Source organism: Pseudomonas synxantha BG33R (genome assembly GCF_000263715.2).
In the GTDB taxonomy this organism is placed as follows: domain Bacteria; phylum Pseudomonadota; class Gammaproteobacteria; order Pseudomonadales; family Pseudomonadaceae; genus Aquipseudomonas; species Aquipseudomonas synxantha_A.
In genome coordinates, this window is the sequence record NZ_CM001514.1 from 5,525,462 (window position 1) to 5,546,487 (window position 21,026).

Genomic DNA, 21,026 nt, shown 5'->3' on the forward strand with positions numbered 1-21,026 from the left:
CACCTTATTCAAACCTGTGCGATCCACTTGCGATGCGTATGAATCGACATCAAAACCCCAAACGCTGACAGCAATGTCACCAGCGAAGTTCCGCCGTAGCTAATGAATGGCAACGGCACCCCAACCACCGGCAGCAGGCCACTGACCATACCGATGTTGACGAAAACGTAAACAAAAAAAGTCATGGTCAGGCTGCCGGCAAGCAATTTACCGAACAGCGTCTGCGCCTGGGCGGTAATCACCAGGCCGCGACCAATCAACAGCAGATAGATCAACAACAAGGCGCAAATGCCCACCAGGCCGAACTCTTCGCCCATCACCGCGATGATGAAGTCGGTATGACTCTCGGGCAAGAAGTCCAGATGGGACTGGGTGCCCAGCAACCAGCCTTTGCCGAATACGCCGCCGGAACCGATGGCTGCCTTGGACTGGATGATGTTCCAGCCGGTGCCCAGCGGGTCGCTCTCCGGGTCGAGGAACGTCAGGATCCGTTGCTTCTGATAGTCGTGCATGAAGAAGAACCACATGGCCACGGCCACGGGGACGGCAGCGGCCAGCACGCTGAGGATCCAGCGCCAGCGCAAGCCGCCCATAAACAGCACGAACGCGCCACCGGCCAAAATCAGCAATGAGGTGCCAAGGTCAGGCTGGCGCACGATCAGAATAAACGGCACGCCGATTAGAAGCAGGCTGATCACCACGTGCTTGAGCTGTGGCGGCAAGGTGCGCTTGGACAAGTACCAGGCGATGGTAGCCGGCATCAGGATCTTCATGAATTCCGACGGCTGGAAGCGAATCACCCCGGGAATGTTGATCCAGCGCGTGGCCCCCATGGCGTTATGGCCCATGACATCCACCACCACCAGCAGCAACACGCCGGCGACATACCCCAGCGGCACCCAACGCGCCATGAAGCGCGGTTCAAGCTGGGCGATCACCACCATCGACAACAGGCCCAGGCCAAACGAGGACGCTTGCTTGATCAACAGGTCCCAGTTCTTGCCGCTGGCCGAATACAGCACGAACAGGCTGCCGGCCGCCAAGGTCAGCAGCAGGATCAGCAGCGGCCCATCAATGTGCATGCGTTGCAGCAACGTCGCACGGCGACGCATCACATCCTCGCTGGAGAGGATGCGGTCAAAATTACTCTTCACGGGCCGTAACCTCGGGGCTTGATGGGGGGCCGCCATACTCGGGCTTGAGCTTGCCATCCTCGGCCAACAGCCAGGCATCCATGATCTGCCGCACCACGGGCGCCGCGACGCCAGAGCCGGACTCACCGTTCTCGACCATCACCGAGACCACGATTTTCGGGTCGTCAGCCGGGGCGAAGCCGACAAACAAGGCGTGGTCGCGGTGACGCTCCTGAACCTTGGAACGGTCATATTTTTCGCCCTGCTTGATCGCGACCACCTGGGCCGTACCACTCTTGCCGGCGATGCGGTATTGCGCGCCGGCTGCCGCCTTGCGTGCGGTACCCCGTGCGCCGTGCATGACTTGCTGCATGCCGTGGTTGACCTTGGCCCAGTCGGACGGGTCGCGCAGCACAATGTCGGGAATCGGGTTGTCGTCTACCGGCTTTTCGCCTTCGATGGTCCTGGCCAGGTGCGGCCGGTTCCAGATGCCTTTATTGGCCACCAGCGCCGTGGCCTGGGCCAGTTGCAGCGGCGTGGCCTGCATATAGCCCTGGCCGATCCCCAGGATCAGGGTTTCACCCGGGAACCATGCCTGACGGCGCGTCGCACGCTTCCATTCCCGCGACGGCATCAGGCCGGGAGACTCTTCGAACATGTCCAGAGAGACTTTCTGACCGAGGCCGAACTTGCCCATGTAGGCAGACAGGCGATCGATCCCCAGCTTGTGGGCCAGGTCGTAAAAATAGGTGTCGTTGGAGCGCATGATCGCGGTGTCCAGGTCGACATAGCCGTCACCGGAGCGGTTCCAGTTGCGGTATTTGTGATCATAGTTGGGCAGCATGTAGTAGCCGGGGTCATAGACCCGACTGGAGGCCGTGACTACACCGGAGTCCAGGCCGGCGATCGCCACCGCCGGCTTGATGGTCGAACCCGGTGGATACAGGCCGCGCAATACACGGTTGAACAGCGGTCGATCGATGGAGTCGCGCAACTCGGCGTAGGCCTTGAAGCTGATGCCGGTGACGAACAGGTTAGGGTCGAAACTCGGCTGACTGACCATCGCCAGCACTTCGCCGGTCTTCGGGTCCAGCGCCACCACGGCACCACGCCGGCCCCCCAGGGCCATCTCGGCAGCTTCCTGCAACTTGATGTCCAGGCTCAGCACAATGTCCTTGCCCGGTATCGGGTCGGTACGCTTGAGCACGCGCAAGACGCGGCCGCGGGCGTTGGTCTCGACTTCTTCGTAACCCACCTGGCCGTGCAGCTCGGGCTCGTAGAACCGCTCGATGCCGGTCTTGCCGATATGATGGGTGCCGCTGTAATTGACCGGGTCGAGGGTTTTAAGCTCTTTCTCGTTGATCCGCCCCATATAGCCGACCGAGTGGGCAAAGTGCGCCCCTTGCGGATAGTGGCGCACCAACTGCGCCACCACTTCCACACCCGGCAGACGGAACTGGTTCACGGCGATTCGGGCGATCTGCTCTTCGGTCAGCTCGAACAGGATCGGCACCGGCTCAAACGGCCGGCGCCCCTGCTTCATGCGTTTCTCGAAGATCACCCGGTCTTCCGGCGTCAGTTGCAGCACCTCGACAATCACATCGAGCACCTGCTGCCAGTCGCCGGAACGCTCACGGGTCATGCTCAGGCTGAAGCTGGGGCGGTTATCCGCGACCACCACGCCATTGCGGTCGAAGATCAGCCCACGGGTCGGCGGAATCGGCTGCACATGCACCCGGTTGTTTTCCGACAGCGTGGAGTGATAGTCGTACTGGATCACCTGCAGGAAATACAGACGCGCAATCAGCACACACATCAGCACCACCACCAAAATCGCACCGAACACCACCCGCGCGCGTACCAGACGTGCGTCTTTCTCGTGGTCCTTGATGCGGATCGGCTGGGTCATCGGGGGCGGCGCAGACTATTTGTGGTAAGGGTGCCCGGACAGGACTGTCCAGGCGCGATACAGCTGTTCACCGATCAGAATCCTTACCAACGGGTGCGGCAATGTCAGCGCCGACAACGACCAGCGCTGATCGGCTCGCGCACAGACTTCCGGCGCCAGCCCCTCGGGGCCACCGACCATGAAGTTGACCGTACGCGAATCCAGGCGCCAGCGATCCAGTTCCACCGCCAACTGCTCGGTGCTCCAGGGCTTGCCGTGCACTTCGAGAGTGACGATACGCTCGTTGGGGCCGACCTTGGCCAGCATGGCTTCGCCTTCCTGGCGGATAAAGCGCGCCACATCGGCGTTCTTGCCCCGGGTATTGAGCGGTATTTCCACCAGTTCAAGCGACAGCTCAGCGGGCAGACGCTTGGCATACTCGTGCCAGCCTTCTTCCACCCACTTGGGCATGCGTGAACCGACAGCGATCAGACGCAGGCGCACAGCCGTTCCTTATTCCTGGTCTTTGTTGAGCTTGTCGAAGTGCGCGTGGCCCACTTCCGGGCTGTGGTGCTTGCCATCGGCGGCACGGCTCTGCTCGGCGCCTTTCCACAGACGCTCCAGGTCGTAGAACTGGCGGGCGTTGGAGGTCATCATGTGAACGATCACATCGTCCATGTCCAGCAGTACCCAGTCGCTGTCGCCCTTGCCTTCTTCACCCAGAGGCTTCACGCCCTGGGCTTTGACGGCTTCACGAACCTTGTCGAGCATCGCGCCGATCTGACGGTTGGAAGTACCGGTAGCGATGATCATGAAGTCGGTGATGCTTTGCTTGTCGCGTACGTCCAGCACCTGGATGTCCTGGGCCTTAACGTCTTCCAGGGCGGCCACGGCCACTTTCACCAGCTCTTCGCCAGCCAATTCCGGGCCCACGTGGGCTTCAACCGGCAGCGGTGCGCTTTTGAAGGTGCCTTTGCGCTTAACTTTGCTTACGTCTTTGTTCGTCATATAAAACTCGTTTTGCTCGTATGTTCGGGCGCTTGCTGCACGGTTCGTGCGTTCAAGCGCGCCTTTTCAGTTCGACGCACGGTAAAGCCCGTGCGCATCGATGTAGGCCAGGACCGCGTCAGGCACCAGGAAACGTACCGACTTACCGCTGGCCAGCAGTTGACGGATCTGGGTGGCGGACACCGCAAGCGGGGTCTGCCAGACGAATGCAATATTCCCGTTCGGCCCGGTCAGGGCCAAGGGGTCACTTACCGACCGCGCGGCCAGCAGGTTGCGCAAGGCATCCGGCGGTTCGCTGTCGGCATCCGGGCGTTGCAAAACCAGGATGTGGCAATGCTGGAGGAGCTCCTCCCAGCGGTGCCAAGAGGGCAGGCCGCAAAATGCGTCCCAGCCCAAAAGCAGAAACAACTGGTCATCTGCGCCCATCTCGGCGCGCATCAATTCCAGGGTGTCGACAGTGTAGGACGGTTTATCGCGCTTGAGCTCGCGGTCGTCCACCATCAACGGCTGTATGCCCTCTACGGCCACCTGCACCATTTCCAGGCGCTGTTGCGCAGACACCTGCGGCGTATCGCGATGCGGCGGCCGAAAATTGGGCAGCAGCCGCACCTCGTCCAGCGCCAGGGCATCGGCGACTTCCAGGGCACTGCGCAAATGGCCGATGTGCACGGGGTCGAAAGTACCGCCGAGCAGCCCGATGCGTTTAGCCATCAAGTGCGCACATGACCGTCGCCGAACACTACGTACTTCTCGCTGGTCAGCCCTTCAAGGCCAACCGGGCCACGTGCATGGAGCTTGTCGGTGGAGATACCGATCTCCGCCCCCAGGCCATACTCGAAGCCGTCGGCAAAACGTGTCGAGGCGTTGATCATCACCGAAGCGGAGTCCACTTCATTGAGGAAACGCCGGGCATCGCTGAAGTGCTCGGAAACAATGGCGTCGGTGTGCTTGGAGCCGTATTTATTGATGTGCTCGATGGCCTGGTCCAGGTCGTCGACGATGCGAATCGACAGGATCGGCGCGGTGTATTCGGTGTACCAGTCTTGTTCAGTCGCTTCGATCACATCGCTGCCGAGCAGTGCACGGGTACGCTCGCAGCCACGCAGTTCCACGCCCTTGTCACGGTAGATGGCAGCCAGAGGCGGCAGCACGCGCTCGGCAATGCCGGCGTGCACCAGCAGGGTTTCCATGGTGTTGCACGGCGCGTAGCGGTGGGTCTTGGCGTTGTCGGCAATGCGAATCGCCTTGTCGAGGTCGGCGGCGATGTCGATGAAGACGTGGCACACGCCGTCCAGGTGCTTGATGACTGGCACCTTGGCATCGCGGCTGACGCGCTCGATCAGGCTCTTGCCGCCACGGGGCACAATCACGTCGACGAATTCCGGCATGGTGATCAACGCGCCCACAGCCGCGCGGTCGGTGGTTTCCACCACTTGCACCACTTCGGCTGGCAACTCGGCCACGGCCAGGCCTTGCTGGATGCAGGCGGCGATAGCACGGTTGGAATTGATCGCCTCGGAGCCGCCTCGCAGGATGGTGGCGTTGCCCGACTTCAGGCACAGGCTCGCGGCGTCGATGGTCACGTTCGGACGCGACTCGTAGATGATGCCGATCACACCCAGCGGCACGCGCATCTTGCCTACCTGGATACCGGACGGCAGGTAACGCATGTCGCGGATTTCACCGATGGGGTCAGGCAGCTTGGCCACCTGACGCAGGCCTTCGATCATGTCGTCGATACGTGCCGGGGTCAGTGCCAGGCGATCCAGCAAGGCCGGTTCCAGGCCATTGGCGCGACCATTGGCCAAGTCCAGTTCATTGGCAGCGGTCAACTCGGAGCGCGAAGCATCCAGAGCATCGGCAGCCGCCAGCAGCGCACGGTTCTTCTGCGCAGTGCTCGCACGGGCGATCAACCGCGAGGCCTGACGGGCAGCGCGACCCAGGCGGGTCATGTAGTCAAGAACGGACTCAGTCATGGTCAGGGAGTCTTGGCAAAGAGGAAAGCGGCAGATTATAGCTGTGACGCCGCTCGACTGACAGCGGTGAGGGGCGGATGGTCGAAATGAACTGTAAAAACCCGGGGTTCAGCGGTAATTAAGGTGAGAGTTGTTATTATTCCGTCACATTTAGCCGTAATAACCCTGAACGCCATGCCCGGACTTACCGCCCCACTCCCCGCAAGCGCCCTGCCCGACGGCTTCTTCGACCGCGATGCACAACTGCTCGCGCAAGAGCTGTTGGGGAAAATCATTCGCCACCGTGTTGGTGATCTCTGGCTTTCGGCGCGAATTATTGAAACCGAAGCCTATTACGTGGCCGAAAAAGGCAGCCATGCGTCGCTGGGTTACACAGAAAAGCGTAAGGCTTTGTTTCTGGATGGCGGTCATATCTATATGTACTACGCCAGGGGCGGTGATTCCCTGAACTTCAGCGCCCACGGCCCGGGGAATGCCGTGCTGATCAAGTCGGCTTACCCGTGGGTCGATGAAATCTGCGGGCCGGCAAGCCTGGCGCAAATGCTGTTGAACAACCCCAACCCCGACGGCAGCCCGCGCCCGGCGCAGAAGCTGTGCGCCGGGCAGACCCTGCTGTGCAAGGCGCTGGGCCTGAAAGTGCCGATGTGGGACGCCAAGCGCTTCGATCAGGAACTGCTGTATGTCGAAGATGTGGGCCAGGTGCCCACGCAGATTATCCAGACCACCCGGCTGGGCATTCCCAGCGGGCGCGATGAACACTTGATGTATCGCTTCGTCGATGCCGGCTATGCGCCGTACTGCACGCGGAACCCGCTGCGTCGCGGGCAGGTCGAAGGCCGCGATTATTTTTTGATCTAACGGGCGACACATCCCATGTGGGAGCTGGCTTGCTTGCGATAGCGGTGGGCCAGGCAACTTCCATGCTGGCCATGCCGCAGCCATCGCAGGCAAGCCAGCTCCCACAGTGGAAATTCACCGTCTCATTATGGAGTGGATTGTATGGGCCAATGGCTCGATAGCATCACCGGCTGGCTGACCCTGAACCCGCAATGGCTGGCAGCCGCGGTGTTTATTGTCGCGTGCGTGGAGTGCCTGGCCATTGCCGGGCTGATCGTGCCGGGCACGGTATTGCTGTTTGCGATTGCCGCACTGGCCGGCAGCGGTGCGTTGTCACTGAGTGAAACCCTGCTGCTGGGCTTCCTCGGCGGACTATTGGGCGACGGGGTTTCCTACTACCTGGGCCGACACTTCCATCAGAACATCCGGCGCTTGCCGGGCCTGCGCCATCATCCGGAATGGATGAATGGCGCAGAAACCTACTTCCACAAGTACGGAATCGCCAGCTTGCTGGTCGGGCGCTTCATCGGGCCATTGCGGCCCATGCTGCCGATGGTCGCCGGTATGTGCGACATGCCGCTCCCGCGCTTTGCGATCGTCAGCGTGATCGCCGCCGCCGGTTGGTCAGTGGCGTATCTGCTGCCGGGCTGGGCAGCCGGTGCCGCGTTCCGCCTGCCCTTGCCGGAAGGTTTCTGGCCGGAAGCGGCGATTGTTGCGGCGTGCCTGGCGGCGCTATTGGGATTAAGTTTGAACAGCAGCCTGCGCGCCCATCGTCGCGCAACGTTGTGGATCGGTTGTGCCAGCCTGACCCTGCTGATCGCGCTGTTTATCGGCTACCCGCATCTCAATGACTTCGATCAGGGCCTGAGCGCCCTGGTGCAGGAGCATCGCAGCCCGTGGCTGGATGAGGTGATGGTGCGGATCACGCAATTGGGCGAGTTCAAGAAAATGTTCGTCGCCAGCGCGGTGTTCACCGCCCTGTTGTTTGTGGCCCGGCAATGGCGACACGCGCTGTTTGTAGGAGCGACCCTGGCAGGCGCGGCGGTGATCAACACCGGCACCAAGCTGTTCTTTGCCCGTGGCCGCCCGGAGATTCTGACCGACCCGTTGACCAGTTTCAGCATGCCCAGCGGCCATGCCTCCGGCGCTTTTGCGTTCTTCCTGGCGCTCGCGGTATTGGCCGGTCGCGGCCAACCCACGCGGTTGCGCCTGACCTGGATGCTGCTGGGCTGCATACCCGCCGCATTCATTGCTCTGTCGCGGGTGTACCTGGGCGCTCACTGGCCCAGCGACATCCTCGCAGGCACGCTACTGGCCATGACGGTATGCGCATTCAGCCTGACCGTGATCCAGTACCGCAGCCCGCTGCCGGCAATGACGCAAAAAGCCTGGTGGCTGGTATTGCCGGCGGTGGTGGCGGTGCTCGGCTTCATTGCATTCACCGGCACCTCCCATGCATTGCTCAGGTACGCCTACTGACCCTTGGCCGGGCCAATCCAGTCGACTGAAGCAGAGCGACGCTCCACGCAACGTTCGCGTCGCTCCAGCAGCATCTCGTCGGCAATCTCGGCGGCGCGCTCGGCGATGTACTCCGCGCCCCGGGTGGCGTCCTGCTGGAGCAATTGCGTGGTCACGCTGACAAAATACGTGTCCCAGGCGACTTGTTCCGATGGTGTCAGACGAATCATGGTCATCCCCGATCATTATGGTGTGATCGGAAAATATTGCAGGCGTCGCGCCTGAAATGACGTAGCAAAATCCGAAAGCAACCGCAGAAAATTCCGTATCTCAGGTGAACAACTCACCCTGCAATTCATCCAGCAACATCTGAATGGCATCCAGCCGCTGCTGCGGATCGTCAATTTGCAGCAAGTCGACCTTATCGGCGTCGGTAAACGGCAGCAGGTACGCCAGTTGGTTGCCGAGGGCCTGCTGGCCTTCGGCATGGGCGTTCATCTCCAGCGAAGCTACCATCGGGTGCTCCGCCAGAGCCTCCAGCAGCGCCAGCAAGTCGGCGTCCTCTTCTTCCAGAGGCCGATCCGGCACCTCCTCCAACCATTTAACCTCGGCCACCAGCAATTGATCTTTCTGCACCGTGACGTCTAGTACGCGGAAACGCCGGCCACCTTCCACACGAATCCCCAGCAGGCCGTTGTCCTGCTGTTTGAAGTCGCGAATAAACGCTTCGCAGCCGATCAGCGCGTAGCCGTCCGGGGCTATGCCCACTTCCAGGCCATTGAAGATGCACACCACACCAAAGCTTTCGCCCTTTTTCATGCAGCGGCTGATCATGTCTAGGTAGCGCGCCTCGAATATCTGCAGGTCGAGGGTGCAGCCTGGGAACAGCACAGTGTTGAGTGGGAACAGCGCCAGACTCATAACGGTTTCCTTAAAACCCGGGTTAAACAATTACCGACACGGCCAACGGCAGAAACACCGCCGTCGCCACGCCCATCAGGCTCATGGCCAGCGCCGCAAAAGCGCCGCACTCTTCGCTTTCCTGCAGGGCCACCGAGGTGCCGACCGCATGAGCGGTCATGCCCAGCGCCATGCCCCGCGCTTCAGGGCTGTGCACACCCAGCCGCGACAGATACGCCGGGCCGATCATCGCGCCGACCACCCCGGTGATCAGTACAAACACTGCCGCCAATGCCGCCACGCCACCAATCTGTTCGGCGACCAGCATGGCAATCGGCGACGTTACCGACTTGGGTGCCATGGTCATCAGCACCCTGTGTTCGGCACCAAACCACCACCCCAACAGCACACACAAGCCGGTAGCCAACACCCCGCCTACCACCAGCGTAGTAAAAATCGGCCAGAACAATTGGCGAATCCGCCGCAGGTTAAGATAAAGCGGTACCGCCAATGCCACCGTTGCAGGCCCCAGCAGGATCCCCATGATCTCGGTGCTTTCGCGGTACTCGGCGTAACTCAGGCCACAGGCGAGCAACACACCGATCACCAGCAACATCGACACCAGCACCGGTTGCAGGAAGATCCAGCGGGTTTTCTCGTACCCCGCCAGCACCAACTGATAGGCGCCCAGGGTGATACCGATGCCAAACAACGGGTGATGAATGACCGCCGTCCAGGCGCCCTGCCAGTCAAGCATCATTGGTCCTTCTCCTTGCGCCTGACCATCTGCTGCATCAGCACACCGACAAAGCCCATGGCGATCACCAGCGACAACACCAGCGCCCCGACGATAGCCCAGAAGTCCGCGACAATGTCCTTGGCGTAGACCATCACTCCCACGGCAGGCGGCACCAACAGCAACGGCAGATAACGCAACAGGCTGCCAGCCGCCAGGCTCAGCGGCTCGCCGACTTCACCGCGCCAGACCAGAAAGCCCAGCATCAGCAGCAGCCCGATGATCGGCCCCGGCAGTACCGGCAACAGCAAATGATTGATCGCCGTACCGATCAATTGAAACAGCACCAGCCAAGTCAGGCCACGTAACAGCATCCCGCTCTCTCCCCCCTCAAAGCCCATGCGCATTATAAGCACGCCCGCCCTATGCCCAGGCATTCGCCAAAAGCATGTTGGGTTGACCGGGCCATTTGCCCATGATGATCTACATTGGTTCTCTGTATCCCATATAAAACCCCTTATCAACGTGGGATAAAAATGATGAACCCAGGAGAGACGCAATGCCCTATGTACCCGTAGCGCAGCTCAAAGATTATGTCGGCAAGGAACTGGGACGTTCCGAATGGCTCACCATCGACCAGGCGCGCATCAACCTGTTCGCAGAGGCCACCGGCGATCATCAGTTCATCCACGTCGACCCGGTCAAGGCCGCACAAACCCCGTTCGGCAGCACCATCGCCCACGGTTTCCTGTCGCTGTCACTGATGCCCAAGCTGATGGAAGACATCCTGATCATGCCCGAGGGCTTGAAAATGGCCGTCAACTACGGCCTGGACAGTGTGCGCTTCATCCAGCCGGTGAAGGTCGACTCCAAGGTACGCCTGAACGTCACGCTCACCGACGTCACCGAGAAAAAACCCGGCCAATGGCTGTTCAAGGCCACCGCCACCCTGGAAATCGAAGGCCAGGAGAAACCTGCCTATATTGCCGAGTCGCTGTCACTCTGCTTCGTGTAAGGCCGACCCTGTGGCGAGGCAATAAACCTTGCCACAGTGTATGTAAATTTATGTATGAATCTCGCGGCTGCGGCATACTCGGCGCTCAATTATCCGGATCCCGCTATGCGCCCACTCGCTCCCCTTGCCCTTGCCCTGTTGCTGACCGCTTGCGGAGACGGCGAATCGTTGTTGCCGCCCGATGCGCGCCTGCCCGATGGCGGCCGCTACCGTGGCGATGTGGTCAACGGCCTGCTGCAAGGCCAGGGCCGCGTGGACTACCCCAACGGCAGTTGGTACGCCGGCCAGTTCGATAAAGGCCAGTGGCACGGCCAGGGCGAATGGCATGGCAGCAATGGCGAAGTCTATAAAGGCCAGTTCCAGCAGGGCCTGTTTGATGGCCAGGGCAGCTTGACTACCACGGGCAGCAGCTATGTCGGCAGCTTCAAGAACGGTCGACGCAATGGCGAAGGCACCCTCAAAGAAGGGCAGATGACCTATCGCGGCGAGTTCAAGGACGACCAGTATGCAGGCCTCGGTCGCCTGGAATTGGCCGATGGCAGCCAGTACCAGGGCCAATTTGCCCACGGCAAGCCCAATGGCGAAGGCCAGCGCAATGACGACAGCGGCAATCAGTTCAGCGGCCACTTTGTCGATGGCCAACTGGAGGGCAATGGCACCTTCAATAGCGCTGAGGGCGATATCTATATCGGCCAATTCAAGCAGAACCAACTCAACGGCAAAGGCCGCTATGAAAACGCCGACGGCGACGTATGGATCGGCCAGTTCAAGGAAGGCGCCCTCAGTGGCAAAGGCGAGTTGATTGGCGCCGATGGCAGCCACTACGTCGGTCAGTTCAGTGACTGGCGCTTTACCGGTGAGGGGCGCCTGAACCTCACCGATGGCAGCTTCTATATCGGTGGCTTCGACAGCGACAACTATCAGGGGCGTGGCACCCTCGTGCTCACCGACGGCACCGTGCAGGCCGGCACCTGGGTCAATGGCCTGCGCGTGCGCGATGCCGATGGCAAGTTACTGCCCGACCCACTGGAAACCGGCCTATTGGCCCAAGGCCGCTTGCTCGACGAGGCCCTGGCCGCCGTGCCGGCCTCGACACCTGCCGTCGAGCTTTATACGTTGGCGTTGGCAGGTGACGGCAAGCAAAGCGTGTTCCTGCGCGAAGCCGATTACGTCAGCAACCTGCTCACCACACGCTTCGGCGCACGCGGGCAGGTCCGCCTGGTCAACCATCGTGACCACATCGCCGACCGTCCACTGGCCACCCGTGAAAGCCTGCGGCGTTCCGTGCAAACCCTGGCCGAACGTACCGGGCCCGAAGACCTGGTATTTATCTACTTGACCAGCCACGGCACCCATGAACATGAGTTGGTGCTCGACCAGCCGCGCATGGAACTGGCCGACCTGCCCGCCGATGAACTGGCCGCCGTGCTGACGCCGTTGAAAAACCGCGACAAGATCATCGTGATTTCCGCCTGCTACTCCGGCGGTTTCATTCCGGCCCTGAAAGATGAGCGCACGCTGATCATGACGGCTTCCCGTGCAGATCGCGTGTCCTTTGGCTGTTCAGAAGAGGCGGACTTTACCTACTTTGGCGATGCCCTTTTCGCACAAGCCTTCAACCAAACGGACGATTTGCAACACGCGTTCAAACTGGCACAACTGCATGTGGCCGAACGCGAGCAGGCGGACAACTTCGAAGCCTCAGAACCGCAGATCTGGGCGCCCAAAGGCGTGATCGCCCATTGGCAACTATTACGCAAACAGCAGGCACGAAAGGCGCTCGAAAGCGTCTCAATGAATAGCAAGGAAGCCAAAGGCAACTAAGCTGTAACGTGTAACAAGGGGGAAACATCATGTACCTGACACCTCAGCATATCCTGCTGGCGGGGGCCTCCGGCCTCACCGGCGAACACCTGCTTGATCGTCTGCTCAACGAACCCACCGTGACCCGTGTACTGGCGCCGAGCCGCAAGCCGCTGGCTGAACACCCACGCCTGGAAAACCCGGTGGGCGACCCTGCGGTGTTCCTGCCGCAACTGAGCGGCCGGGTGGACATTGCCTTTTGCTGCCTGGGCACCACGATCAAGAAAGCCGGCTCGGAAGCGGCGTTCCGTGCGGTCGATCTGGACATGGTGGTGGCCTTCGCCAAGCGCGCTCGGGAACTGGGTGCGCGGCATCTGATCGTGATCAGTGCGATCGGCGCCGACCCGAAATCCTCAGTGTTCTACAACCGAGTCAAGGGCGAAATGGAGCAGGCACTCAAAGCCCAGGACTGGCCGCAACTGACCATCGTGCGACCTTCCTTGCTGCTGGGGGACCGGCTGGAACCGCGTCTGGCCGAACAGCTTGCCGGGCCGTTGTCGCGCTTGATTCCGGGCAAGTACCACGGCATCGAAGTCTGCGAACTGGCTCGCGCCATGTGGCGCCTGGCGCTGGAAGAACAGGATGGCGTGCGGGTGGTGGAGTCGGATGAGCTGCGCAAGCTCGGCAAGTAAGAACACCAATCCAAATGTGGGAGGGGGCTTGCTCCCGATGACGGTGGGTCAGCAACAAGGTAGTTGCCTGACACGGCGCCATCGGGAGCAAGCCCCCTCCCACATTGGGTTCGTGTAGTTCTCAGAGTCCGCCAGTGGCGTTGAAGCCCACACCCAGCACGGTCAACAACGACAGTGGCAACAGCAGCGTATCGAGCAGCGCGCTGGCCGGCAGGTCGAGATGGGGATAGCCCGGCGCCTCGGCCCCAAACCTGTCCTTGGCACAGCAGCCGCCATTGATCGCATACAAATCCAGGCGCGTACCGGCATACACCACAGGCGCGCCAGGTTGCGCGGCGTCCAGGGTGCGCGCCGTGGCGCAGCCCGTGAGGTGCAACGCCAGTAATAGCAGCAGCGCTTTATTCATCGCCGCCCAAATGGTGCTCGCCCCAACGCGGCAGCATGTCCTGGGGAATGTTCAGCAGGTTGAGAATGCGCGCCACCACGAAGTCCACCAGGTCATCGATGGTCTGCGGCTGGTGATAGAAACCTGGCGACGCCGGCAAGATGGTCACGCCCATGTTCGACAACTTGAGCATGTGTTCCAGGTGAATACTCGAATACGGTGCTTCGCGCGGTACCAGGATCAATTGGCGACGCTCCTTCAAGGTCACGTCCGCCGCCCTTTCAATCAGGTTATTGCAGGCGCCCGTGGCAATCGCCGACAGGGTGCCGGTGGAGCATGGCACCACCACCATCGCCGCCGGCGCGCCGGAGCCCGAAGCCACGGGCGACATCCAGTCTTCCTTGCCATAGACCTTGATCTGCCCCGCTGCCGCACCGGTGTATTCGGTGAGGAACGCTTGCATCATCTGCACCTTGGCCGGCAATTGCACATCCGTCTCGGTCGCCAGCACCAATTGGGCGGCCTTGGAAATCAGGAAGTGCACTTCACGGTCTTCACGTACCAGGCAATCCAGCAGGCGCAGGCCGTAAGGCGCGCCGGATGCGCCGGTCATTGCCAGGGTGATACGTTCGGGGCCACTCATTGCAACGCCTCGGCCAGCTTGCCGTGCAAGCCGCCAAAACCGCCGTTGCTCATGACGACCATATGGGTGCCGGGCTTGGCCAAGTGCTTCACATGCTCAATGATGCCTTCCAGCGAATCACACACCGTCGAGGGCACGGTGCACAGCGCAGCGATCCCCGGCAGGTCCCAACCAAGGTTGGCAGGCGCGTACCAGACCACCTGGTCGGCGTCGTTGACGCTTTCCGGCAGGCCATCGCGGTGCGCACCCAGCTTCATGGAGTTGGAGCGCGGTTCGACGATCGCAATGATTTGGGCATCGCCAACGCGCTTGCGCAGGCCGTCGAGCGTAGTGGCGATAGCTGTTGGATGGTGGGCAAAGTCGTCGTAGATGGTAATCCCATTCACGTCGGCGACTTTTTCCATGCGCCGCTTGACGCTTTTGAATGCGCTCAAGGCCGCGATGCCCATGGCCGGCACCACACCGACATGCCGTGCAGCCGCCAGGGTTACCAGCGCGTTGGCGACATTGTGCTGGCCGGTCATATCCCACTCCACGACGCCTTGGGCTTGGCCTTCGAACAGCACTTCAAACCGGGAGCCGTCTTCGCTGAGCAACTTGACCTGCCATTGCCCGCCCACACCGGTGGTCTGCACCGGCGTCCAGCAGCCCATGTCGATCACGCGCTGCAACGCCGGTTCAGTGGTCGGGTGGATGACCAGGCCTTCACTCGGGATGGTACGCACCAAGTGATGGAACTGCCGCTCAATAGCCGCCAGATCGGGAAAGATGTCCGCGTGATCAAACTCAAGATTGTTCAGGATCGCTGTGCGCGGACGGTAGTGGACGAACTTGGAGCGCTTGTCGAAAAACGCGCTGTCGTATTCATCGGCTTCGATCACGAAAAACGGCGTATCGCCCAGGCGCGCCGACACCGAGAAATTCTGCGGCACGCCGCCGATCAGGAAGCCCGGACTCATGCCCGCATGTTCCAGTACCCAGGCGAGCATACTGCTGGTGGTGGTCTTGCCGTGAGTGCCGGCCACTGCCAATACCCAACGACCTTGCAACACATGATCAGCCAGCCATTGAGGGCCTGAGACGTAAGGCAAACCTTTATTGAGCACGTACTCGACCGCTGGGTTGCCACGGGACATGGCGTTGCCAATCACTACCAGATCCGGCACCGGGTCGAATTGCGAGGGATCGTAACCTTGGGTCAGCTCGATACCTTGCGCCTGCAGCTGCGTGCTCATGGGCGGATAAACGTTGGCATCGGAGCCCGTAACGTGATGGCCCAGCTCTTTGGCCAGAACCGCCATTGAACCCATGAACGTACCGCAGATACCCAGAATATGAATGTGCATAGTCGACCTCGTAAACATCGAGGCAGGTTAGCGTAGGGTGGGAAAGTTCGCACGCTTTAGCTGAGGGCGAAACGCCCGCCGGTAGGATCCGGCGGGCAAAAGGGATGTCTTAAACCATGGTGCCAGCTTTTTTAAGCTCAGCGTCTTTCAAGGTCATGATTCGTTCGGCCGCTTTTTCCATCGCGTCATACCGACGCTCTATTACGCCTAAGCGTCCCCCGGTGCCGGGAGAGGTTGACGACTCAATGTGAGGTTTGAAAATAACGCCGTTGTCCTCGGCCACTTGCCTCATATGGGTTTCTGACACGCTCAGTAACTGCTCTAGGTTAGTCAAGCGTGCCCCACGCTCCTTGGGCCAGGCGTCGTCCATGGCAAGCCGGTCTGCGGTGCTTCCCGACGCCAGCATCATGACGACATTGGCAAACTCCAGCACCACTTTCTCTACCCGATCCAGATGGCGCATGGCTTCAAGCGCAGGCTCATCGGGTGCGGATGGCGCAACGGTTGGCGGCATGGAGTCCTGTTCGGGCTGTGCAACGCCCGGCAAATGCGGTGGCGGTGGCGCCACTGGCACCGGTAGGTATTGGCCCTTGATCGCTTCCCCCGCAGCCACGGATCCGGCATACGCCCCCACATTGATCGGCGCGCTGACCATACCATTGACGCCTGCGTTGATGAACGCGTCCTTGACCGTCTTGCTGGTAGAGGGTGATGTAGAAATAACGCCCGCTTTGACCAGCCTGTCGGCATCCAACAGTCGCTGGGTGACATCGACCACGCTGACCTTGGGCGGATCGTTCTGTTTCACAGGGGCGGTCCCACCGAGGGGGGGCGTCTGAGGCCCCTTGCTCAGCACGTCCTTGAGCCTACCTGCGGTTGACTGGCTTGAACTGCCCGCAGTCGCACTTGCACTTGCACCAGGGGTATCGTGGCTTGTCGTCGGCTTTTTCCCACCCGCCGTGATTGGGGGCCGGCTGGGCGTGGGACTGACCGAGGCAGGCGGCAATCTGGGCGATGGCGTGGGCGGCACGTGAGGCGTGGGGCGGGATCCTCCCCACCCTCGCAGTCCAAAGATTCCACGCTTGATGCGCACCTTCGGCGTTTGATCAGTCTCCTGCGCAGACAACTGCGTGCCAGGCTCAGGCGGAGTGTGGTCCACCGGTTCGTCCCAGCCCGCCGTAAAGGGTTGCGGTTGGGACGTGAGCGTAACGTCAAGTTGAACAGGGAGTTGTGGCACAGGAGTCGTTATTGGACTTGTAATATTCATGTGTTGTCACCCTAGAAGTTTCAAACAACTGTGATTAAGGGCACGTGATGCTCTGCCCTTATTCCATCAGTGCTTAAAACAACGTGCAGCGTTCCGGGGCGACGTGAGTACGTAGCGCGATAAAAAACCTTAAAGCCTGTGCGACAAAACACGAGCCATCGGCAATAACTGAGTTACTCCGACAAGTGTCGCACTCCCTTAATGAGTGCAGTCCCTGGAGATTCCATGTTTGCGTAACTTGCGGTACAGCGTATTGCGACTGACCCCCAACTGTTCAGCCACATGGCTCATATGCCAGCGCTGCTGCACCAACGCACCGAGTAATGCCTGACGCTCGGCGCTTTCCAGCGGCAAGGCGTACGGCGCATCCACCCTCGCCCCCAGCGGCCGCGCCTGGCGAATCAGCGCCGGCAAGTCCTCAAGACCGACTCGCCCGCCCTCACAGAGCGCTACCACCGTGCGCAACACGGTACGCATTTGCCGCAGGTTGCCGGGCCAGTGGAATGCCAACAAGGCCTGGCGCGCTGACTCGTCTAGCATCACCTGTTCGGTGCCGGCCTCTTGGGCCAGGAGGAAGTCCAACAATTGCGCCTTGTCAGTGCGTTCGCGCAACGGCGGCAGGGCGACTTCCAAGCCGCTCAAGCGGTAATACAGGTCTTCGCGAAAGCTGCCATCGGCCACACGCTCCAGCAAATTACGGTGCGTCGCGCTGATGATGCGCAGGTTCACGGCTTGAGGTTCGCCGCCGATAGGCACCACCAGGCGATCCTCCAGCACCCTCAACAAGCGGGTTTGCAGCGCCAGTGGCATGTCGCCGATTTCGTCGAGAAACAGCGTACCGCCGTCGGCCTGTTGCAGCTTGCCGCGCATGCCTTCTTTAAGGGCGCCGGTGAAACTGCCGGCGCGATAGCCAAACAGTTCGCACTCGATCAGGTTTTCCGGAATGGCCGCACAGTTCAGCGCGACAAAGGCCTTGTCGCCTCGCTGGCTGGCCTGGTGCACGGCCTTGGCGAAAGCCTCTTTACCGCAGCCGGTTTCGCCGTTGATCAGCAAGGGCACGTCGCGCTCGAATACGCGCGAGGCCTTGCGCAGCTCATTTTGCAACGCCGGATCGCCCAGGCAAATACCCAGTGGACGTGGCGCCTGCGGCTTGACGACCGGGGCCAGCGTACTGCGGGGCTGGCCTCGCAGCGCTGCAAATAAAGGCCGACCATCGCGGCTACGCAGCGGCCAACTGGCAGTGGCATTCGCGCTGGCCCGCCCTAGCAACTGATCCAGGGAACAGTCGAAAAACGCGTCCACCGGCTGGCCCACCAAGCCGCCGCGTAGCTGCCCCAACAGGTTCAGGGCGCTCTGGTTCACCGCACAAATGCGCCCTTCGCCATCGAACGCCAGCAAGCCTTCACTGAACAACCCGACCGACTCGGCCTGCAGGTGAAAACGCAGCAGCCAATGATGTTCGAAGTGGCGCAGGAAGTAGCAACTTTCGATCATCTTGGCCGACAGGTTCACCAGCGCCATGGTGTGGAACTGGCTCTGGCGCGACACGGCTTCGCGGGCCGAGGACACATCCAGCACCGCCAGCAATTCACCGTGAGGGTCGAACACCGGGCTCGCCGAACACGTCAGCCCGGTATGGCGACCGCGAAAATGCTCGTCACGGTGGATGGTCAGGGATTGACGCTCGACCAGGCAGGTGCCGATGCCATTGGTGCCTTCGCAGGCTTCACTCCAGTCGGCGCCCAGCCACAGCCCGGCGCGCTCGAAAATCTTGCGCTCGGACGGCGCGGTGACACAGTTGAGGATCACCCCCCGGGCATCGGTGAGCAGCACCGCGTGACCAGCCCCCGAGAGTTGCTGGTGCAGACTGTTCATCTCGTTGCCGGCGATGTGCAGCACCTGGCGCAGGCGTTCGCGGCTTTCCAGCAGGCGGCCATGCTCAAGCACGGTGGGCGCGACGGTCTGCGCAGGGTCGAGGTGGTAGTCCTCAACGCAACGCAGCCAGGAACGGGCGATGGAGGGATCGCTGCCCGGCCCTTGGAGCGGCTCTTGCCCCCGGGTGACAGTGAGAACCTGCTGGGCATGGCGACTGAAATGATCGTTGTGCATGTTCTTATTATTCTCCCTGCGTGAGAGCGCCCAGCATCCACCAGCCACCGGGCCATTGCAATCCCGGTCCGACCCATCGGTCACAGGCTGTACCGTTTGTGGCACAAACTGTCACCCCGCCTGTATCGCCCCAGCCACAGTCATGCCTTGTAAACAAAACCAAACCCTTGATTTACCTGGCCCGTACGCACTGGCCCGACCTTTGCTCTACGCTTTATAACGCGCTTGCAGCGCTGTACTCCGATAAACATAAAAGCAGGAGATGCCCACCATGCGTTATGCACACCCCGGTACCGAAGGCGCCATCGTTTCGTTCAAGGCCAAGTACGGCAACTACATCGGCGGCGAGTTCGTTGCGCCGGTCGATGGCAACTACTTCTCCAACACCTCGCCGGTCAATGGCAAGCCCATCGCCGACTTCCCGCGCTCCACCGCCAAAGACATCGACAAAGCACTGGACGCCGCCCACGCCGCCGCTGACGCCTGGGGCAAAACCAGCGCCCAGGACCGCTCGCTGGTACTGCTGAAAATCGCCGACCGTATCGAGCAGAACCTCGAGTTGCTGGCCATCACCGAAACCTGGGACAACGGCAAGGCCGTGCGTGAAACCCTCAACGCCGACATCCCCCTGGCCGCCGACCACTTCCGCTACTTCGCAGGCTGCATTCGCGCCCAGGAAGGCAGCAGCGCCGAAATCAACGAACTCACTGCCGCCTATCACTTCCATGAACCACTGGGCGTGGTCGGCCAGATCATCCCGTGGAACTTCCCGCTGCTGATGGCCGCCTGGAAACTCGCCCCGGCCCTGGCCGCCGGCAACTGCGTGGTACTCAAGCCCGCCGAGCAAACCCCGCTGGGCATCAGCGTACTGATGGAACTGATCGGCGACCTGTTGCCGCCAGGCGTACTGAACGTTGTGCACGGTTTCGGCAAGGAAGCCGGCGAAGCCCTGGCGACCAGCAAGCGTATCGCCAAGATCGCCTTCACCGGTTCTACCCCGGTGGGCTCGCACATCATGCACGCGGCGGCCGAGAACATCATTCCGTCTACCGTTGAGCTGGGCGGCAAGTCGCCGAATATCTTCTTCGCCGACATCATGAAAGCGGAACCTGCATTCATCGAAAAAGCTGCCGAAGGCCTGGTGCTGGCGTTCTTCAACCAAGGCGAAGTGTGCACCTGCCCATCTCGCGCCCTGGTGGAGGAGTCGATCTACGACGACTTCATGAAAGTGGTGATGAAGAAGGTCGAGTCGATCAAGCGTGGCGACCCGCTGGACACCGACACCATGGTCGGCGCCCAGGCGTCCGAGCAGCAATTTGACAAGATCCTGTCCTACCTGGAAATCGCCAAGGGCGAAGGTGCGCAACTGCTGACCGGTGGCAAGGTTGAAAAGCTCACGGGCGATCTGGCCACCGGCTATTACATCCAGCCGACCCTGCTCAAGGGCACCAACGACATGCGTGTGTTCCAGGAAGAAATCTTCGGCCCGGTGGTGAGCATCACCACTTTCAAGGACGAAGCCGAAGCCCTGGCGATTGCCAACGACACCGAGTTCGGCCTGGGCGCCGGCCTGTGGACCCGCGACATCAACCGCGCCTACCGCATGGGCCGCGCGATCAAGGCCGGTCGCGTGTGGACCAACTGCTACCACCTGTACCCGGCGCACGCCGCGTTTGGCGGTTACAAGAAGTCTGGCGTAGGGCGCGAAACCCACAAGATGATGTTGGATCACTACCAGCAGACCAAGAACCTGCTGGTGAGCTACGACATTAATCCGTTGGGCTTTTTCTAACCCAGCCTTATAGCAAGCAACCAGCCTCCAACTTGAAA

Annotated in this window: 21 protein-coding genes; 6 read left to right on the plus strand and 15 right to left on the minus strand. The window is 61.0% G+C overall.

What is annotated here, in order from left to right; all coding sequences use genetic code 11:
- Positions 1-8 precede the first annotated feature (8 nt).
- From rodA to PSEBG33_RS03500, 6 genes are all read right to left on the minus strand, one after another.
- Positions 9-1,112 carry a rod shape-determining protein RodA gene (gene rodA / locus PSEBG33_RS03525; RefSeq protein WP_050549432.1) on the minus strand — a complete coding sequence of 368 codons (1,104 nt, stop codon included), beginning with the start codon at positions 1,110-1,112 and terminating at the stop codon, positions 9-11.
- A gap of 31 nt (positions 1,113-1,143) precedes the next feature.
- Positions 1,144-3,042, minus strand: a complete 1,899-nt coding sequence (gene mrdA / locus PSEBG33_RS03520; protein ID WP_005791763.1) for a penicillin-binding protein 2 — start codon at positions 3,040-3,042, stop codon at positions 1,144-1,146.
- A 15-nt stretch (positions 3,043-3,057) separates the two neighbouring features.
- Positions 3,058-3,525: a 23S rRNA (pseudouridine(1915)-N(3))-methyltransferase RlmH gene (gene rlmH / locus PSEBG33_RS03515; protein WP_003176297.1), complete on the minus strand. Its 468-nt coding sequence runs from the start codon at positions 3,523-3,525 to the stop codon at positions 3,058-3,060.
- A gap of 9 nt (positions 3,526-3,534) precedes the next feature.
- Positions 3,535-4,029, minus strand: a complete 495-nt coding sequence (gene rsfS / locus PSEBG33_RS03510) for a ribosome silencing factor (protein ID WP_003176298.1) — start codon at positions 4,027-4,029, stop codon at positions 3,535-3,537.
- A gap of 66 nt (positions 4,030-4,095) precedes the next feature.
- Entirely contained in the window at positions 4,096-4,740 is a 645-nt protein-coding gene (gene nadD, locus PSEBG33_RS03505) for a nicotinate-nucleotide adenylyltransferase (protein WP_005791767.1), read from the minus strand.
- A complete protein-coding gene (locus tag PSEBG33_RS03500) occupies positions 4,740-6,005 on the minus strand; it encodes a glutamate-5-semialdehyde dehydrogenase (protein WP_005791769.1) in 1,266 nt (421 codons plus the stop codon). Before PSEBG33_RS03500 ends, nadD begins: the two co-directional genes overlap by 1 nt.
- Before the next feature lie 174 nt (positions 6,006-6,179).
- On the opposite strand from PSEBG33_RS03500, the gene PSEBG33_RS03495 reads away from it, so the two are divergent.
- A complete protein-coding gene (locus PSEBG33_RS03495) occupies positions 6,180-6,863 on the plus strand; it encodes a DNA-3-methyladenine glycosylase (RefSeq protein WP_005791771.1) in 684 nt (227 codons plus the stop codon).
- Between the two features lie 141 nt (positions 6,864-7,004).
- Positions 7,005-8,321, plus strand: a complete 1,317-nt coding sequence (locus PSEBG33_RS03490; RefSeq protein WP_005791773.1) for a bifunctional DedA family/phosphatase PAP2 family protein — start codon at positions 7,005-7,007, stop codon at positions 8,319-8,321.
- On the opposite strand, the gene PSEBG33_RS03485 is transcribed toward PSEBG33_RS03490, so the two are convergent.
- The 4 genes from PSEBG33_RS03485 to PSEBG33_RS03470 form a co-directional block, all read right to left on the minus strand.
- Positions 8,315-8,530 carry a hypothetical protein gene (locus PSEBG33_RS03485; protein WP_032803985.1) on the minus strand — a complete coding sequence of 72 codons (216 nt, stop codon included), beginning with the start codon at positions 8,528-8,530 and terminating at the stop codon, positions 8,315-8,317. The genes PSEBG33_RS03490 and PSEBG33_RS03485 overlap by 7 nt on opposite strands.
- 100 nt (positions 8,531-8,630) lie before the next feature.
- The gene (locus tag PSEBG33_RS03480) at positions 8,631-9,221 is read right to left on the minus strand and encodes an LON peptidase substrate-binding domain-containing protein (RefSeq protein ID WP_005791777.1); all 591 of its coding nucleotides are present in this window, start codon (positions 9,219-9,221) and stop codon (positions 8,631-8,633) included.
- Positions 9,222-9,243: 22 nt separating this feature from the next.
- Positions 9,244-9,960 (minus strand): LrgB family protein, encoded by a 717-nt coding sequence (locus tag PSEBG33_RS03475; protein ID WP_005791780.1) that lies wholly within the window; start codon positions 9,958-9,960, stop codon positions 9,244-9,246.
- Complete coding sequence (locus PSEBG33_RS03470) at positions 9,957-10,310, minus strand: CidA/LrgA family protein (protein ID WP_005791782.1); 354 nt, start codon at positions 10,308-10,310, stop codon at positions 9,957-9,959. The genes PSEBG33_RS03475 and PSEBG33_RS03470 overlap by 4 nt, the downstream gene beginning before the upstream one ends.
- Before the next feature lie 185 nt (positions 10,311-10,495).
- On the opposite strand from PSEBG33_RS03470, the gene PSEBG33_RS03465 reads away from it, so the two are divergent.
- The 3 genes from PSEBG33_RS03465 to PSEBG33_RS03455 all read left to right on the plus strand — a co-directional run bounded on the left by PSEBG33_RS03465 (position 10,496) and on the right by PSEBG33_RS03455 (position 13,446).
- Positions 10,496-10,951 (plus strand): MaoC family dehydratase, encoded by a 456-nt coding sequence (locus PSEBG33_RS03465; RefSeq protein WP_005791783.1) that lies wholly within the window; start codon positions 10,496-10,498, stop codon positions 10,949-10,951.
- A gap of 105 nt (positions 10,952-11,056) precedes the next feature.
- Positions 11,057-12,775: a C13 family peptidase gene (locus PSEBG33_RS03460; protein ID WP_005791785.1), complete on the plus strand. Its 1,719-nt coding sequence runs from the start codon at positions 11,057-11,059 to the stop codon at positions 12,773-12,775.
- A gap of 29 nt (positions 12,776-12,804) precedes the next feature.
- Positions 12,805-13,446, plus strand: a complete 642-nt coding sequence (locus PSEBG33_RS03455; protein WP_005791787.1) for an oxidoreductase — start codon at positions 12,805-12,807, stop codon at positions 13,444-13,446.
- Between the two features lie 121 nt (positions 13,447-13,567).
- Here the strand turns inward: PSEBG33_RS03455 and PSEBG33_RS03450 are convergent, their stop codons facing one another.
- The 5 genes from PSEBG33_RS03450 to PSEBG33_RS03435 all read right to left on the minus strand — a co-directional run bounded on the left by PSEBG33_RS03450 (position 13,568) and on the right by PSEBG33_RS03435 (position 19,196).
- The gene (locus tag PSEBG33_RS03450; RefSeq protein WP_005791789.1) at positions 13,568-13,852 is read right to left on the minus strand and encodes a YceK/YidQ family lipoprotein; all 285 of its coding nucleotides are present in this window, start codon (positions 13,850-13,852) and stop codon (positions 13,568-13,570) included.
- Positions 13,845-14,474 (minus strand): flavin prenyltransferase UbiX, encoded by a 630-nt coding sequence (gene ubiX, locus PSEBG33_RS03445; RefSeq protein WP_005791790.1) that lies wholly within the window; start codon positions 14,472-14,474, stop codon positions 13,845-13,847. The genes PSEBG33_RS03450 and ubiX overlap by 8 nt, the downstream gene beginning before the upstream one ends.
- Positions 14,471-15,820 (minus strand): UDP-N-acetylmuramate:L-alanyl-gamma-D-glutamyl-meso-diaminopimelate ligase, encoded by a 1,350-nt coding sequence (gene mpl / locus PSEBG33_RS03440; RefSeq protein WP_005791791.1) that lies wholly within the window; start codon positions 15,818-15,820, stop codon positions 14,471-14,473. Before mpl ends, ubiX begins: the two co-directional genes overlap by 4 nt.
- A 109-nt stretch (positions 15,821-15,929) precedes the next feature.
- Positions 15,930-16,628, minus strand: a complete 699-nt coding sequence (locus tag PSEBG33_RS29840; protein ID WP_032803986.1) for a hypothetical protein — start codon at positions 16,626-16,628, stop codon at positions 15,930-15,932.
- A gap of 657 nt (positions 16,629-17,285) precedes the next feature.
- Complete coding sequence (locus tag PSEBG33_RS03435; RefSeq protein WP_005791795.1) at positions 17,286-19,196, minus strand: sigma-54-dependent Fis family transcriptional regulator; 1,911 nt, start codon at positions 19,194-19,196, stop codon at positions 17,286-17,288.
- Positions 19,197-19,467: 271 nt separating this feature from the next.
- Between PSEBG33_RS03435 and PSEBG33_RS03430 the strand changes: the two genes are divergently transcribed.
- Entirely contained in the window at positions 19,468-20,988 is a 1,521-nt protein-coding gene (locus tag PSEBG33_RS03430; RefSeq protein WP_005791797.1) for an aldehyde dehydrogenase family protein, read from the plus strand.
- Positions 20,989-21,026 lie beyond the last annotated feature (38 nt).